The organism is Natrinema sp. HArc-T2 (assembly GCF_041821085.1).
Lineage (GTDB): Archaea > Halobacteriota > Halobacteria > Halobacteriales > Natrialbaceae > Natrinema.
In genome coordinates this window covers 295,804-309,770 of sequence record NZ_JBGUAZ010000001.1, presented here as the reverse complement: position 1 = coordinate 309,770, position 13,967 = coordinate 295,804, and the positions used below count along the sequence as shown (strand labels likewise).

22 protein-coding genes are annotated in these 13,967 nt (G+C 56.9%); 6 read left to right on the top strand and 16 right to left on the bottom strand.

Features of this window, described 5'->3' with window-relative positions; all coding sequences use genetic code 11:
* The first annotated feature begins 489 nt into the window (after nt 1–489).
* The 3 genes from ACERI1_RS01650 (at nt 490) to ACERI1_RS01640 (ending at nt 2,271) form a co-directional block, all read left to right on the top strand.
* The gene (locus ACERI1_RS01650; protein ID WP_373616288.1) at nt 490–921 is read left to right on the top strand and encodes an SWIM zinc finger family protein; all 432 of its coding nucleotides are present in this window, start codon (nt 490–492) and stop codon (nt 919–921) included.
* Nucleotides 922–1,051: 130 nt separating this feature from the next.
* A complete protein-coding gene (locus tag ACERI1_RS01645) occupies nt 1,052–1,504 on the top strand; it encodes a ribbon-helix-helix domain-containing protein (RefSeq protein WP_373616831.1) in 453 nt (150 codons plus the stop codon).
* Between the two features lie 95 nt (nt 1,505–1,599).
* Entirely contained in the window at nt 1,600–2,271 is a 672-nt protein-coding gene (locus ACERI1_RS01640; protein ID WP_373616287.1) for a hypothetical protein, read from the top strand.
* Nucleotides 2,272–2,298: 27 nt separating this feature from the next.
* Here the strand turns inward: ACERI1_RS01640 and ACERI1_RS01635 are convergent, their stop codons facing one another.
* Entirely contained in the window at nt 2,299–2,601 is a 303-nt protein-coding gene (locus tag ACERI1_RS01635) for a hypothetical protein (protein ID WP_373616286.1), read from the bottom strand.
* A gap of 88 nt (nt 2,602–2,689) precedes the next feature.
* Here ACERI1_RS01635 and ACERI1_RS01630 point away from each other — a divergent pair, with 88 nt between their 5' ends.
* Complete coding sequence (locus ACERI1_RS01630) at nt 2,690–2,923, top strand: hypothetical protein (RefSeq protein ID WP_373616285.1); 234 nt, start codon at nt 2,690–2,692, stop codon at nt 2,921–2,923.
* On the opposite strand, the gene ACERI1_RS01625 is transcribed toward ACERI1_RS01630, so the two are convergent.
* The 8 genes from ACERI1_RS01625 to ACERI1_RS01590 all read right to left on the bottom strand — a co-directional run bounded on the left by ACERI1_RS01625 (nt 2,920) and on the right by ACERI1_RS01590 (nt 7,069).
* On the bottom strand, nt 2,920–3,747 hold the full coding sequence (locus ACERI1_RS01625) for a hypothetical protein (RefSeq protein WP_373616284.1): 828 nt from the start codon (nt 3,745–3,747) through the stop codon (nt 2,920–2,922). The two genes, ACERI1_RS01630 and ACERI1_RS01625, sit on opposite strands and share 4 nt — an antisense overlap.
* Nucleotides 3,744–4,220, bottom strand: coding sequence for a hypothetical protein (locus tag ACERI1_RS01620; protein WP_373616283.1), 477 nt, complete (start codon nt 4,218–4,220; stop codon nt 3,744–3,746). Before ACERI1_RS01620 ends, ACERI1_RS01625 begins: the two co-directional genes overlap by 4 nt.
* Nucleotides 4,220–4,435 carry a hypothetical protein gene (locus ACERI1_RS01615; RefSeq protein WP_373616282.1) on the bottom strand — a complete coding sequence of 72 codons (216 nt, stop codon included), beginning with the start codon at nt 4,433–4,435 and terminating at the stop codon, nt 4,220–4,222. Before ACERI1_RS01615 ends, ACERI1_RS01620 begins: the two co-directional genes overlap by 1 nt.
* Nucleotides 4,436–5,248 carry a phage tail protein gene (locus tag ACERI1_RS01610; protein ID WP_373616281.1) on the bottom strand — a complete coding sequence of 271 codons (813 nt, stop codon included), beginning with the start codon at nt 5,246–5,248 and terminating at the stop codon, nt 4,436–4,438. It lies immediately after the preceding gene.
* A gap of 79 nt (nt 5,249–5,327) precedes the next feature.
* A complete protein-coding gene (locus tag ACERI1_RS01605; protein WP_373616280.1) occupies nt 5,328–5,498 on the bottom strand; it encodes a hypothetical protein in 171 nt (56 codons plus the stop codon).
* A gap of 66 nt (nt 5,499–5,564) precedes the next feature.
* Nucleotides 5,565–6,302 (bottom strand): hypothetical protein, encoded by a 738-nt coding sequence (locus ACERI1_RS01600; RefSeq protein WP_373616279.1) that lies wholly within the window; start codon nt 6,300–6,302, stop codon nt 5,565–5,567.
* A complete protein-coding gene (locus ACERI1_RS01595) occupies nt 6,302–6,793 on the bottom strand; it encodes a hypothetical protein (protein WP_092929119.1) in 492 nt (163 codons plus the stop codon). Before ACERI1_RS01595 ends, ACERI1_RS01600 begins: the two co-directional genes overlap by 1 nt.
* Nucleotides 6,794–7,069: a hypothetical protein gene (locus tag ACERI1_RS01590; protein ID WP_373616278.1), complete on the bottom strand. Its 276-nt coding sequence runs from the start codon at nt 7,067–7,069 to the stop codon at nt 6,794–6,796. It lies immediately after the preceding gene.
* 179 nt (nt 7,070–7,248) lie between these two features.
* On the opposite strand from ACERI1_RS01590, the gene ACERI1_RS01585 reads away from it, so the two are divergent.
* Nucleotides 7,249–8,832, top strand: a complete 1,584-nt coding sequence (locus ACERI1_RS01585; protein WP_373616277.1) for a pentapeptide repeat-containing protein — start codon at nt 7,249–7,251, stop codon at nt 8,830–8,832.
* A 41-nt stretch (nt 8,833–8,873) separates the two neighbouring features.
* On the opposite strand, the gene ACERI1_RS01580 is transcribed toward ACERI1_RS01585, so the two are convergent.
* Genes ACERI1_RS01580 through ACERI1_RS01550 form a run of 7 tightly spaced genes read right to left on the bottom strand, consistent with a single transcriptional unit; the run spans nt 8,874 to nt 12,659 of the window.
* Nucleotides 8,874–9,020, bottom strand: coding sequence for a hypothetical protein (locus tag ACERI1_RS01580; protein ID WP_373616276.1), 147 nt, complete (start codon nt 9,018–9,020; stop codon nt 8,874–8,876).
* A gap of 3 nt (nt 9,021–9,023) precedes the next feature.
* The gene (locus ACERI1_RS01575) at nt 9,024–9,812 is read right to left on the bottom strand and encodes an ATP-binding protein (RefSeq protein WP_373616274.1); all 789 of its coding nucleotides are present in this window, start codon (nt 9,810–9,812) and stop codon (nt 9,024–9,026) included.
* A complete protein-coding gene (locus ACERI1_RS01570) occupies nt 9,809–10,387 on the bottom strand; it encodes a hypothetical protein (RefSeq protein ID WP_373616273.1) in 579 nt (192 codons plus the stop codon). Before ACERI1_RS01570 ends, ACERI1_RS01575 begins: the two co-directional genes overlap by 4 nt.
* Nucleotides 10,384–10,923 carry a hypothetical protein gene (locus ACERI1_RS01565; protein ID WP_373616272.1) on the bottom strand — a complete coding sequence of 180 codons (540 nt, stop codon included), beginning with the start codon at nt 10,921–10,923 and terminating at the stop codon, nt 10,384–10,386. Before ACERI1_RS01565 ends, ACERI1_RS01570 begins: the two co-directional genes overlap by 4 nt.
* Nucleotides 10,920–11,576 carry a hypothetical protein gene (locus ACERI1_RS01560; protein ID WP_373616271.1) on the bottom strand — a complete coding sequence of 219 codons (657 nt, stop codon included), beginning with the start codon at nt 11,574–11,576 and terminating at the stop codon, nt 10,920–10,922. The genes ACERI1_RS01565 and ACERI1_RS01560 overlap by 4 nt, the downstream gene beginning before the upstream one ends.
* Before the next feature lie 4 nt (nt 11,577–11,580).
* On the bottom strand, nt 11,581–12,336 hold the full coding sequence (locus tag ACERI1_RS01555; RefSeq protein ID WP_373616270.1) for a hypothetical protein: 756 nt from the start codon (nt 12,334–12,336) through the stop codon (nt 11,581–11,583).
* A complete protein-coding gene (locus ACERI1_RS01550; protein ID WP_373616269.1) occupies nt 12,336–12,659 on the bottom strand; it encodes a hypothetical protein in 324 nt (107 codons plus the stop codon). The genes ACERI1_RS01555 and ACERI1_RS01550 overlap by 1 nt, the downstream gene beginning before the upstream one ends.
* 426 nt (nt 12,660–13,085) lie before the next feature.
* On the opposite strand from ACERI1_RS01550, the gene ACERI1_RS01545 reads away from it, so the two are divergent.
* Entirely contained in the window at nt 13,086–13,760 is a 675-nt protein-coding gene (locus ACERI1_RS01545) for a hypothetical protein (protein ID WP_373616268.1), read from the top strand.
* Nucleotides 13,761–13,967: the final 207 nt, after the last annotated feature.

The following is a 13,967-nucleotide window of genomic DNA, read 5'->3' as shown; positions in this document are numbered from 1 at the left end:
TCACCGACCGTGGATCGCCACCACTCCCGCATGTGGCGACAACGGGCCGTGAACTGATCACACGTCGCGAGCTGCCCGCAACGCTCGTGTGTTCCTCGAGTTCCACGCGGCGATCGACGCCGTTCCAACGCCGAATCACGCTCCCTCGGTTCCTTCAGAGAACCGCTAGCAGGCCTACCCCGCGTCTGAATTTCTGCTGAAGCCTCTTTTCGAGTTGTTCCTAGCCCAAAGTAGCGAATATAGCTGCTTCAAGACCTGTACCTTGCGGTGTCGAACCCTGGTTACGGCGGAGAAATTGTAGTGGACTCGCCGGGCGGGCAACTGGAATCCTCGGCCATGGTCAATCGCAGTACGGCGGAGGTGTCGGAGCATGAGCCGATTCTGCCCGCACTGCGGTGGTCGGATGGTGACCCAGACCTCAGCCGGCGGCCTCCCCCGTCGCGTTTGTGAGAACGGCCCACACGATCTGCAGGAGGTGTCTCGAGGCCGATGAGCGCCTTCCCAGAACCCACTGACGGCGAACCTGTCGACTTCCTCGAGGAACGCGACGGCGACACCGAGTCATGGGCTCGAGCGGATCCACGCGAGGCGCTGATCGAGCCGTTCGGACGGTTCGGCTACAAGGTCACGCTCAGAGACGGCGAGAGCGTCCACTACTGCGCGCTTGGCCTCGAGGACGACGAGTACATCGGTCGGTGTGACTGCAAAGGCTGGGAGTACCACGACGGGCCGTGCGCCCATCTCTGCACGCTCCGGAAGGCCGACTTCCTCGGACTGATCGACGTCGAGGCGACCGACGGCAGCCCCGACGACGAACACGAAATGCACCACGCAACCGGCGAGACGCTCGAGGGAGAGCCACATGACGCCGCGATCGAGCGGACACGAGACTACGAGCGGGAGATGGAGGGTCGCGCATGACGCGCGCACACACCCGCGCGATAACCCTCTCCGTAGGGATCCCCACCCCCCTTGCATACGAACTCCGAACCTCGACGCCGTCTGCGTATTCACCCGATATGCAAATCGAGGTGATCCACTGATGGCCCGGATGGATCACAACCCCTCGAGTCGTGTTTCGTTCGGCTGTCCCGACGACCTTCTCGAGACGCTCGACGAGATCGCCGAGCGCGAGGACAAGAACCGCAGCGAGAAGCTCCGCGACCTGGTCCAGAAAGAAGTCGAGGCGAAAGGCGATCTCGATGAACCCCAGCCGATCCTTCCCGACAACGAACAGCTCGCCGACGCCTACCGGATGCTCCACGAGCGGGCGTCTGCACCTCACAAGATCAAGCGTCGCGTGAAACTCGAGACAGCGAAGAACAAGCTCTACGACAACGACACGCCGAAAGCGGCTGTTCTCGAGGAGATTATCAAGCCGCTCGAAAGTCTCGGCTACGTTTCGGTCGAACCGGGCAACCAGAGCGTGTGGATCTTCGTTCGACCGATGCGCTACACCGACAGTGAGGACATCGTCACATTTGGAGAGAAAGCAGTCTCATAGGTAACTCTGCTAGAATTTTAGAAAGTTTATGCCTTTTCGGGTGGTGAGAAAAAAGGCCACGTATAATAATAACAAGGTTGTTGTCAACGCTACAAATGGCCAATGAAATCGTAGGATTCGATCTTTTTGATACATTTTCTTTCATTATACCTGGCTCATTGGCGTTGATTCTGACATATCCGTTTGTATCACCAAGAGTAATTATGGCTATCAATGATCTGAATTCTTCTATCTTGCTGATCTTATTTCTTGTACTTTCATTCATAATTGGGCACATATTCTTCGGCTTGTCTAATAAAATACCAAAGATTAAAGATGAATTCACAGAACTAGAAGATAAAAGGGACAAATCCAGACTTGAGCACCAGAACAAATTTTTCGAGTCTGCGCCTAACTTTCTCGGACTAAGTGAGGAGTATGAAGGGAAGGAGCTTTATTATACTTCGAAGTCACATCTATTCTGTGAAGCAAAGGGTAGCGGCCGTGTAGCTAAATTCCATACACTTCATGATCTTTTCCATAGTACCACACTTATTTCTTTTATTTCTGGGATTGTATACATAACATATGGGTATTTTTATGATGGTCTGATTGGGATTTCTGGCGGAATCCTCCTCATCCTCTCTGTCTCGTCTTTTTATTCTGCAAGGTATTTTCAACATTGTCATGTAGTCACGCTAATAACTGAGTTCTATACAAATTTCCTGCGAGAGAACGAGATTCAGCAGTGCGAGTGTTTCGACAATGATGGGGATAACCCCAGTTAGGTCACCCTCACTATCTGAGGCTGCCAGTCATTGGAGTGGTCCTCCCATGTTGACGGTTCTCGCCGCGTTCATCCCCTTGATTTCACTGGGATCGAGTACAATCACCGCTTCATCCTCTTGGGGGCCGACGACGTTTTTGACACCCTCATACCACATATATCCGACATCGTCGCCTCGAGGCGCGAGTCCCCGGAATTCGGTATAGGTGGTCGACAACATCGGGAGCTGCCCAACACCGTTGTTGTTGATGCTCGTCGACGATGGGAACGGCGAGAGAACGAGCAGTTGGTCGACATCCTCGAGGGGCTCGCCGTCAGGATCGACAACCACGACATCGACGCCTCGGAAATCACCGGGCACAAGTACGGCATTGGTGGTGATAACCGTGGCCCCGTCGCCGGATCGAGTGAGAATCGGTTTGGCTGCGTTCGTCGTCGTCGTACTCGAGGGTGAGGCTATCCGGGCAGTCGAAGGCCGTCTCGCATCCATTGTCGTCGTGTTGGACAGCGAGACCATCCGACCCACTGAAGGCCGTCCGGCGTCCGTCGTTGTGGTACTCGACAGCGAAGCGCTTCGGGCGGCAGTGCCAGTACTCGACGAAGCAGCGGTCGCCGTCGCGTTGCTCGATGCGTATGAGGCCATGTTAGGTTAGTCCATCCGAATGCCGACAGGTGTGGGAACCCCTTCCTTGAAGATAGTGAACTTGTCTACCCCTCCGTCGGTCACGGTATCGAGGTGAGCCGAGCGGTTGCCGGAGCCGTCACGAATCCAGAGGTCGTGCTCGCCGATGAGTGCGGCTTCGTACTTGCTCGAAGCCTGTAGCGTCGTCTCGACCATCGGGTAGTTGTCGTTGTTGCCGTCGGCATTCACTTCGCCCTTACCGTCGTAGGTTCCCCCGGAGGTACCACCCTCGAAAACGGCGTTTACAACGCTACGGGTGCCGCCCTCGTTACCATTGTCGTCGTAGTCGCCGAGGACAAGAGCGGTGTATTTCGACTCACGAATCTGTGCGGTCGTGTAGTCCCACAGTCGGGTGAGTTCCGAGATACCGACAACACACCCCTTGTCTGCGCCGTCTCCCTCCTCTCGGGTTGCAGCGAACACGAAGCCCTTGCCATCTACGTACTCAAGCCACCAACGGACTTGATCAGAGACGTGCATGGTGGTGTTTTCCCACGAGACGTTGTTTCGGGGGAACACCCGCCAGTCGTGGGGGTACTTGTCTCCCCACGTGTCTGCCGATGCGTCCCAATTAGGACCGTGTTGTAGCGACATCTCGCCAGAGCCGTTGTCACACCCGATTCTCACATCGTCGCCGTTTGGGCACGTGAAAACCATCCAGTCGCCGTGACTGAAAGCGGTCGTGCCGGCGCTACTCTCGTCTTTGAGGGTCCAGTTCGCCAGACTGGCGATCTTGTCCCGCATCTGTGCAAACGCTTCTCCCCACGTCGTATTGACTGGTCCGTCGAATGTCATTTGTACGCTTTCACCTTGACCTGCGTGTCTGCTGTGCTGCTACTCTGCTTGCTAATCCAGGCGCTCGAGGCACCGAGGCCGCCTTCTGGGCCGGCATGGTATGGAGAATCCGAGGGTGCCAGTGGGATCTTGCGATACTCGCCCTCCGAGCGGAACGCGACGTAAATCGGCTCATCGAATCCCCAGACAGTGACCGATGTCGCTGGATATCCCCAGTTGAGACGGTTCTCTTCGGTCGTCGTCACTGGGAGCGGCTCTTCCGTTACGAAGTATGCCGCTTCCTGGCTGTCGTCCGACTGCTGGTCGATCGCCTCGAGGGCGTTTTCGCCGCGCTGCTCGAGCAGCAACGCGAGCAGCAGTCGGTTGGTGTCGTCCTCGAGGAGATCGTCACCCCACGAGGTTGCCTCGAGGCCGTACTTCGCGAGGATACGCTCGACCTGGCTGTTGGGTCCGATCGTCGAGCCGCCGACCATCAGGAATCGCCCTCCTGCTCGGTACCGCCGTCGGTCGCGACCGTCCGGACATCCCGGCGAAGGGCTTTCAGCGTCGCAGTGTGTTCGTGAATCGCATCGAGCCACTCGCTCCGTTCTTCCCGTCGCTCGCCGCGTTCTTCCCGGTAGAGTTTCCACATGAGTAGGAACGCGACGGTTGGGAATCCGAACTGATTCAGTAGGGTGAGCGGCTCCATTTAGATCAGCCCTCCGGCGAAGTCGGTCGCGCCATCGATCATGTTGCCGCCGGCGTCGGTTGCGCCGTCGACAAGATCCTGACCTGTGTCGACCGCCCCATCGACGGCGTTGCCGCCGTGGTTGACTGCACCGTCGACAACGTCGTCAGCCGTGTCGACCGTACCGTCGACGGCGTCGTCGCCGGTTGAGATGAGGCCGCCGAAGAGGTCACCGCCGGCGTCGGTTGCACCGTCAGCAACGTCACCGACGAAGTCGCCAGCGCCGTCCGCGGTGTCGGTCGCACCGCCCCAGAGGTCACCGAGCACGTCACCACCGAAGTCGCTCGCACCGTCCGCAAGGTCTTTCGAGCCACCCCAGATGTCACCGACTGCGCCGCCGATTCCGCCGGCTGCATCGGTCGTACCTCCCCAGATGTCGCCAATCGCACCACCGATGCCGCCAGCAGCGTCCGTCGAGCCGCCCCAGATGTCGCCGATCGCACCGCCGACACCGCCTGCTGCCTCACCAGCGCCAGAGGCGGCGTTCAGCGCCCCGCCGAAGAGACTGCCGGCAGCATCGCCGACACCGTCTGCTGCTTGGCCCGGCCCGCGAGTCATACTCAGGACACGGTAGATCACGTAAGCGAAGGCGATCGCGCCGATCACCATCGCGATGTTGAAACCGCGGCTGTTCTCAGCCGCCTGCGTGACGTTGTCCGAGACGTTGCTGACGGCCTCGGCTGCAGGCTCAGCGACATCACCGGCATTTTCCGCTAAGTCGCCGGCTTTGTCCGCTGCCTCGCCAGCAGCGACCGCAGCTGCAGGCCCCGGCATTAGCTCACCTCCATGCCGATACTGTCCGTCGGGCTCGTCGCGACGATCGCGGCGACGAGCCGCTCCGTATGTTCTCCGATCATGCTCGAATCGTGACGAAGACCAGCAACACCACCTGCAGCGCGAGCAGGCCGATCATGATGTCGTCCTGTGTCCACTGCGTCCCGTAGACGAGCCGCTCGGTTGGGCTCGCCGGCGGCTGCTGGGAGTCGGATTGCTTCGGCGGGCTCGAGGGCTCGGGCGATGACACCGGCATCGTCGTCACCGCAAGCTCGCCCGGTGCAGTGCCTTCTGATAAACCGCCTTGCACGGGGGATCACCCCCGAACTCCGATCATGTCCTGCTTGACGGCTGCGCCCAGGCCCTCGATCCGGGCCTCGGTCTGGAACCGCGGCAGCGACAGCAGAGCATTGCGGGCTCGAGGCGTCCCGTTGGCTCGTTCGGGGGCCTCGAACGCGACAGTGTACGGTGCATCGACGACGACCTGCAGCTTGAACTTCCGCGGAAGGTACGGCTGCAGGGGTGTCCGCTCGAAGCCAAAGCGAACCTCCTGTTGTGCCTGGTCGCGAGTGTGCAGGATCGCCGTCTGTGCCTCCTTGAGCGTCTGGTTGACCTTCCCGCCCGCGCCGGGTGCAGTCTTGCGGATCTCGACCGATGCCGGATCACGAGCGATGTAGAAGACGTCGAGGTCGGTGTTTGTCCCAGCCGACGTGTAATCGAACGACCCGGAAGCGTAGTCGATACTGTCCGGATCGACGACCGCGCCGTCCTCGTAGAGGACGAACGATTCCGTCGACGGCGAGTCGATCGCGTTGTGCGAGAGATCGAACGTCTCCTGATCGTCCGCCGTCCCGTTGGTAGTGAAGTGCTCGTACGCTGGTAGCACGAGTCGAAGCTCGCTATCCGGGTCGTCTCGGAGTTGCAGTGGTCGACCGAGTTTGGTTTCGGCGACGACCGACGCCTCGCCAGAGGTGCCTTCTTGGGTGTCGAACTCGCGGAGGGTGAGGCTACCGGGAACCCAGTTTGCCGACTTGAGCTTGCGTTTGATCGCCATTACTCGAGATCCACCTCCGCCAGCGCCGACTCTTCGAAGTAGATCTCGCTGTTGGTGTGGTCGATCTGCGCCGACGAATCGACGAGGATGTACGCTTCGTCGATGTCGCGCACCTCGAGCTTGCTGCCCTTGAGCTGGTGCTTGACGGCGTCGACCTTGCGCTCGTCCTGCTGGTCAGAGACGCTGTTCTTGATGTAACTCGCGATCGTGGCCTTGGGATCCGAGACGACCTGAATACTCTCGTCGGTCGGGGACTTGTAGCCGATCGCGATGCGCGTGTTCGCTGGGAGCGGATTCCCGTTCGAGTCGTTGAACTTGCCGTAGATCGGCAGTCCGGATTTGTCGCCGACGCTGACTGCGTTTCGGATGAGCACACCCACACCGTCTTTGGGGCTGATCGTCAGGACCGGTGTCAGTTGATCGGTGATGTTCGTCTGCGTGGTAACATACTTGCTCACGTCACCGAGGGCGGCGTACAGCGAGAGGCTCATTTACGCGAGCACCTCGTTGATCATACCCTGAGCGTTGAAGCGCTCGGCAGCTTCTCGGACGACGAACGCACCCGAGCCGAGCGTGAACGCTCGGTTGCTGACGACCGTCTCGCCGAGCGCCATCCCGCCGAGACCGAAGATCTCCGATGGGAGCATCGTGCCAGTTGCCGTGTCGACGAGGTACGGAGCGAGGTAGCCGCCCGCGACCATTCCGACATCCACCCACACGTCACTGTCAGTCAGAGCCTGCGTGGCCTGATCGAAATTCATCGCCATGCGAGTCCGACCAACCGGCCGAATTCGGATATAACAGCGCGTCAGAACCGCAGTCAACCGACGTAGTTTGTGGCGCTTGCCCGTGAATCGCCGTCATATAGCAATAATGATAGTGGACACAGACTGATGTCAGCTGTGTAGCGAAACAATTGTAATCTCTGTAGAACATATCCGTAATTATGGATGAGCCACCACAGGGTCGCTGTGGTTATTCTTGGCCTGATGACGGCAACGAACACGCAGAGCCGTTCCCCGAAAGTTGTTGCTACAGACCAGCGCTACCGCAGAGTGATCATTGTGCTTGGCATGCAGATCGTGAGAAAAATATTGAAGACCTTGAGAGTACTCGGATCTCTTCCGAGGTTCGAAGACAGAATTCACCGGTCACAGAGCGACTTGATGGCGCAGATCTATCTGGTATCGACTTATCCCAGGTTACACAGCTGAGTGGAGCCGGCCTCAGAGGCGCAAATTTTTCAGACACAGATCTTCGAGGTTCTGATCTCTCTGGAACGGATCTCCGGAGGGCTGATTTTTCTGGAGCCAATCTTCGGGGTTCTGATCTCTCTGAAGCAGATCTCCAGGGGACTGATTTTTCTAGAGCAAATCTTCAAGACGCCAACTTGTCAGAAGCAGATCTCAGATGGGGTAACCTAGAAGAGGTAACCCTATCTAGAACAAATTTCAAGAAAGCGGACTTACGTGATGCAAAGTTACCTTTAGAAGATGATTTTTCATTAGATGCTGACTTCACAGGTGCTGATTTGCGTGGCGTTGACCTTCCAGATGATTTGAACTATATTTCATTTAGTCGCGCGTTTTTATTCCAACATCCAATAGACTGGGATGAAAGAATGGGTGTTCAAGATTCAGATGATGTTGTATCAGAACTCGAATCTTCAGAATATTTTGGACCTCCAACTGATGATATAGGGAGATATGTCTGCATGGAGAGATGGCCCAATGTAGAAGTTGAAAAGGCACTAGGTTTTTTCTCATGGTCTGCTGATTTCTCCGGCAAATCGGCTCATTTGGCTGATTTTTCTGGAGCCCATATTTGGAATGCAGATTTTTCTAACTCATTTTTAGATAGTATTGACCTTAGCAATTCGACTTTATGGTTATCTGATTTTTCCGATGCAGATCTACAAGACGCTGATCTAACTGGGGCAGACCTCAGAGGTGCTGATCTGACTGGAGCCGATCTTCGAGGTGCTGACCTTACCGGTGCAGATCTTCGGAGAACTGAGTTAACGGGAATAATAATTGATGGAAATACAAAATGTGAGCGATTATTTGAAACGGAAGAGCTAACATCTAAAGAATGGAACGCCGTTGCCCGAGCATATCATTCTATTAAAGAAGTATTTAGCGAGAATGGAATGACTGGAAAAGCACGAAATTATCATACACTAGAACGCCGATCCCGTGGGTTTGAAGCTAAATCAACACATGGATGGCGAAACTCAACTTACTGGGGGTCTCAACTATCTAGACTCTTCACCGGATATGGGGTTAGAATCCAACCCCTTCTGTATTGGATGCTCGTTCTCTTTTCAGCATCGACAATTTGGTATGTAATTGTAGGAGTTGAGGATAGTTTTCTACAGAATGTCACATATAGTGTGATAACGTTTACAACCTCGCCACCGAATATTCCATCTGGAAGAATAACCCAAATAATAGCTATATTAGAAACCTATCTTGGAACGTTATTCACAGTATTGTTGGGCTATATCCTCGGAAACCGCGAACAATTCTAGACATGATCTCTTAAAACACATATTGTTGTCGGCGGAAGGGATTAATAGATGTTCTGTTCAAATTCGGCCATTAGTATACCAACAACGTCGGCTCGTGAGAGTTCGTGGCCGCGCCGGTCTTCGAGGTGGTTTTGAATCCGTTCGAACTGGTCGGCCTTGCTTCCGCGAAGCGTGACGTCGGTGCGCATGAGTTAGTCGTCGAAGGGGTGTTTGATTCGGACTCGGTCGCTGCCGTAGTGTGTGCTGTTGAGCGTCCAATCCCGTGAATCGATTCGTTGGAGGGTCGTATCGTCCGAATAGATCCATTCGGAGCCGATGGTGTTGCCCTCGGCATCGCTGAACCGGCGGAGCGTGAGTGGCTCGCCGTCGACGAGCAGTTCGTCGGGGAGTGTTCGCGGACACCGCTCGGCGTCGGCCTTGTGGACGTCGGCCGGGTACTCGACGATTCCCCGAACCTTGTCGAGGTCGTTCCCGCTGCCGAAGCCGCCGAGCATTGACGCCTGACACTGCGAGGCGATGTCTTCGTCGAGTTTTGCGAACCGCTGGGTGACCCACGCGACACCCATCCCGTCACCGTGCCATGTCGTCGCCAGCGTGTCGATTGCATCGGGATAGCCGCCCTTCTGCGGTGCGAGTCGGTGGGCTTCGTCGAGGCCCAGGAACGTGCGTTCCTCGAGCTGGGCCAGCGCCTCTATCGCGACGGCGATCGCCTCACGCCAGGCTTCGTCGGTCATGCCGTCGCGGGCAAGTTGTAGGCTGCCGTTGTCTTCGAATATCTGCTGCCACTGGGCCCGGGACAGTTCCTCAGTTCCTGGTCGGAGCGGTAGCCGCTGCAGGAGCCCCGACTCGACCAGCCCGGTGTACTCGTCCTTGTAGTCGACGAGGACTGTTCGGTCGTACTCCGGTGCGTTGCGCTCCGTGTACGCCTGCAAGCCGTACGATTTGCCCCAGTTCGTTCGGGCACCGAACGCGAGGTTCATCGGTCTTCGAGTTCCTCCGTGACGTCTTCGATTCCCTGTTCGGCCATCTCGAGGCCGCCGGCGAGGGCCTCCTCGAGGACAGCCCGCTGTCGATCGTCGGGCCACTCGACGACGCCCTCGCGGAACGTCTCGAGGTCGTCGACGTCGAAGCGAGCCCGGACGTGTGCCGTCGCGAGTTCGTCGACGTCGCCCTCGATGCCTTGCTCGCGATAGCGGTCGGCCCACGTCTCCTTGGTCGTCTCCCACTCGTCGGCAGTGAGGTCGGCATACTGAGCGGCTTCCTCGGCGTTCTCGAGGTCCATCGCCTCGGTGATGTACCACTCGGGGAGCGACTCGTCGATCATCGCGAGCGCCATGGAGCGAATCTGCTCGACGCGGTCGTCGACCGACGGAACGCCTTCGATCACATCGATATCGGCGTCGGTTGCCTCCTGGAGGTCGACGACGGCCTCCATGATCCGCCGCTCGCGATGGGCGACGATCGAGAGGAACGCCTCGGCCTGCTTGCTCTGGAAGAACTTTGTCGCGAGGGCCTTGCGGGGATCTCCGCCGGTTGCGAGGTTGCGGAGGTTCATGCTTCCACCTCCGGCGTGGCTCCGCCGATCGAGTCGATCGCCCCGTCGAGCATCTCCGCATCCTCGACGAGAACCATCACTGCGAACAGCGAAGTCATCGCGACGAGCCCCTGACCGGGCCCGAGTTCCGAGCTGCCGCTCAGGTTCTCCCGGTACCACTGATCCATGTACTCGTCGAGGTCGAGTTCTTTCGCGAGATCGGCGTACTCGTCGATCACCGCCGAGCGGTCGTCGACGCCCGAGCCCATCCGATCCTGGCTGATCGCAGCGCTGGCCCCGAGTGCTCGGCAGTAGACGTGACCGACCGTCTTCCGGTCACCCGTGCTGGTGCTTTCGCTGGTGTCGTCCGGTTCGTTAGCTGGGTCATCGACGTCGACACCATCGTCGTCGGTGTCTTCCTCAGTGTCGGCTGCTGCTACCTGTTCAGCGATTGCCGGATCGATCTCGGCGTACGCCTCTTCCTCGAGGGAGTCTTCGGGCTCAGGTTCGGCATCAGGGTTGTTCTCGAGGTCTTCTTCGTTGACGGCGTTACTCACCGAAGACCACCCCCAGTTTCGCGATTGATGCCGTTACCGGTCGATTCGTCCTCGTCCGGCGTCGGGTCAGCCGAGTCGACATCGATTGTCTTCGACCGACGACGGCGCCACAGAAGAACCAGTACGGCGATCGCAACCGCTGCCCCTACGAGGATCGCAGTTGCTCGGAGATTTAGACCACCACTCGAGGGGCTGCTCGAGGTGGTAGAGCCACTGCTTGAGGCCCCTTCAGTGGCCCCTTTTTGCTGCTCGTTTGGCTGCTCGTCTGGCTCCCACGGGTCGGTGCTGTCTGCGGGTTTCACTGGCTCGTCTCCCTGGTCGTCGTTGCTCTCGTCACTCGAGCCGCTGCTCGAGGGGCTGCTGTCACCCCCTTCGTCGCTGCTTTCTGGCTGCTCGTTTTGCTGGTCGTTGCTGCTCTCGGTTGCTTCGGGTTGCTGCTCGTCGCTGCTCTCGAGGTCGTCGCCATCTGTGCCTTCGCTGCTGGTCGGGGCCTCCCGCCAAGCCCCTTCGTCCCTTGCTCGCTGGTGGTCGTCGCCGCTCTTCGCGTTGATGTGGCTCCTGACCGCCTCCCTCGAGGCAAAGGGTGGTTGGTCGTCGTCCCATTCGTCGGTGTGTTTGTCGCACCCCTCAACGGGGCAGAAGTAGCCTGTCATGAGGTTACCAGTCGATGTCGTCTTTCATCAGTTTCCGATCGCCCAGCTCGCGGAACGCCGTCGCTGATTCCCCGAGTAGGTCATTCATTTCATTGATCGCTGCCGCCGCCTCTTTCGCCTCTGCAACGGCGATTTGGTAGCGTCGCCAGAGGAGGTTCTTCGCACCGTACAGTTCGCCTGGCGGGTCGTCCGATTGGGCTTCGGCGACGAGCGCCTCGATGTCGTCTTCATCGAAGCCGCACGCCTCGACGAGAAAGTCGCAGGCTTCGTCTTCGCCGTCCTCGCAGTGGTCGCGAGCGTGGACGCACTGCTCGCCCTGCGCGCCCTCGAGGTCGGCGAGGCGATCGTCGACGTTGGTGTCGGCGTCGAGGCGGTCACCGCGTTCGTCGCGAGTCGCTCGCTTTGCTACTTCGCGGTGTTCGTCGACACTGAGCGTGTGATCGTAGTACGCGAGCCAGTCGTCGACGCCCTGCTCGATCATCAGCCCCTTCACGCTCCTGGCGTGGGGAACTGACGTTCGCGAGAAGTCGATCGACTCGCGTTCGTGATCGGTCAGATCAGCCTGGCCGCCACGACCACCGCGTTCGGAGCGTCCCGCCGCGGCCTCGATCGTCGCCGTCTCGAGAACGTGGTCGGGAGCGCTCGAGGAGATCGCGACGGTCTTGAGCCGGCGATCGTCGTCACTGCAGAGGTGATCGGTGTACTTGTCACGGAATTGATCAGCTGCTGCTTTCGATCCGAACTCGATTCGCTCCGTCATCAGTAAGATCGGGTGATATAGCGAGCAAGCCGGCAGTTCTTGAGTGTCCGCGAGTGGCCGTCGTAGCCGCCGATCGGCTCACGCTTGTCGAGTGGTGAGCGCTCGAGAACATCTTCGAGATCGGGCGTGACGTGCCACGACTTCTGGCCAGCTGGCGTGTCGACCCAGACGACCGGCCAGTCGTCGTGACGGTACCAGCCCGCGGTGTCCGGTCCCCAGGTGAGTCGCATCGCCCTCGCGAAGGCGATCGAGAGGAGATTCCGGTCGTGGTAGACGTCATCGAGAGTCTTCTCGTCAGTCGGTGGCGGGTTGTCTGCCCCCATGCTCAGATGGGTCTCTCGAGCGAGTGATAGCAGTCGGGAATATCATAGTCTCGTACTGGTTAGACCAATGTTTAAACAGATTCAGCACCAGTTCAAAACGTAGCCATGCCGATCCATCAGTTGGTACAAGTTGGTCGTACGTCGGGCGGTGTCGTGCTCCCGAAGAGCGAGCTCCGGGCGCTTGGATTGGTCGACGACAAGGGGAATGTAAAGAGCCACCCTGTTAGGGTGACTATGAAAGGCGATGGAGAATGGGAAGTTTCTGTGATAGACTCCAATGACTATCCTGCTCAGGTAGAATAAAGTAAATACATAAACATCCATATTAAAGCCACCTATACACCAACACATGTTACAAAGTACCACATTCATTCTATAAAAACTATATCTTAAAGTATAATGTACATCAACAATGACTTTTCATAAATGGTTGATAAAGGAAGCCGAAAGGCCATACAGGAAGTTCTACAGAATACAGAGGGAGATTTTGATGATCAGGAGGTTTCTAAGGATGATCTTAAAAGAGTATATGAAAAGATCAAAAAATCAGAAAAATATAACGAGAAAGAAAATCGCCATGACCGTGGCCGTAATCGAGTTGTTAACTCAAGACTATCACACTCCTCTCAGACAGAAATCGTTAACAGAATAGATCGGGTGAGTGATAGAATAGATAAACTACATAACGGGTTAGATGACTTGCGAGAAGATGTTTATCGACTAAGCCATGATCGCCTTGATGAAATTGAAAAGAGCATATCAGAATCCAATGAAGAGGTTGTCTCTGTGGTGAATGATTTCAATAGCGAATTAGGTAACCAAAACGAAGACTTCGTAAATAATCTAAATAAGATCGATGAAGATTTGAATGACCAGGATGAGGTACTTGAGGAGATAAGAGATAATGCTGGGATACATATTGAAGATATCCCTTCTAACGTGGGAGTCAACCTTCGGGTCACGTTTGGTTTATTTTTCCTTATATTAGCAGCCTTTCAGCTCACCGCTCCACAACAACCACTGATCACTAAACTAGCGACAGCAGCAAGTGCCGGCTTTCTCGTTGACCCATTCCTCCGATTTCTCGGCAACCAGATTTGACCAGGAGTGTCACGTGACAATCAAGATTCGGACATCGAGTGCGACTAATAACTACTGTAGTTTTGTGTCCGTGAACCCCGTCCTTGAGGACAGCGATAAGTACAGGAAAATCACATACCGATCAAAACTCTCCCAGTACTACCGTATCTTGAACAGTTACTCTGCCACATCAGTGTGACACTCTGCGGCACGAATCGGACATTCGGA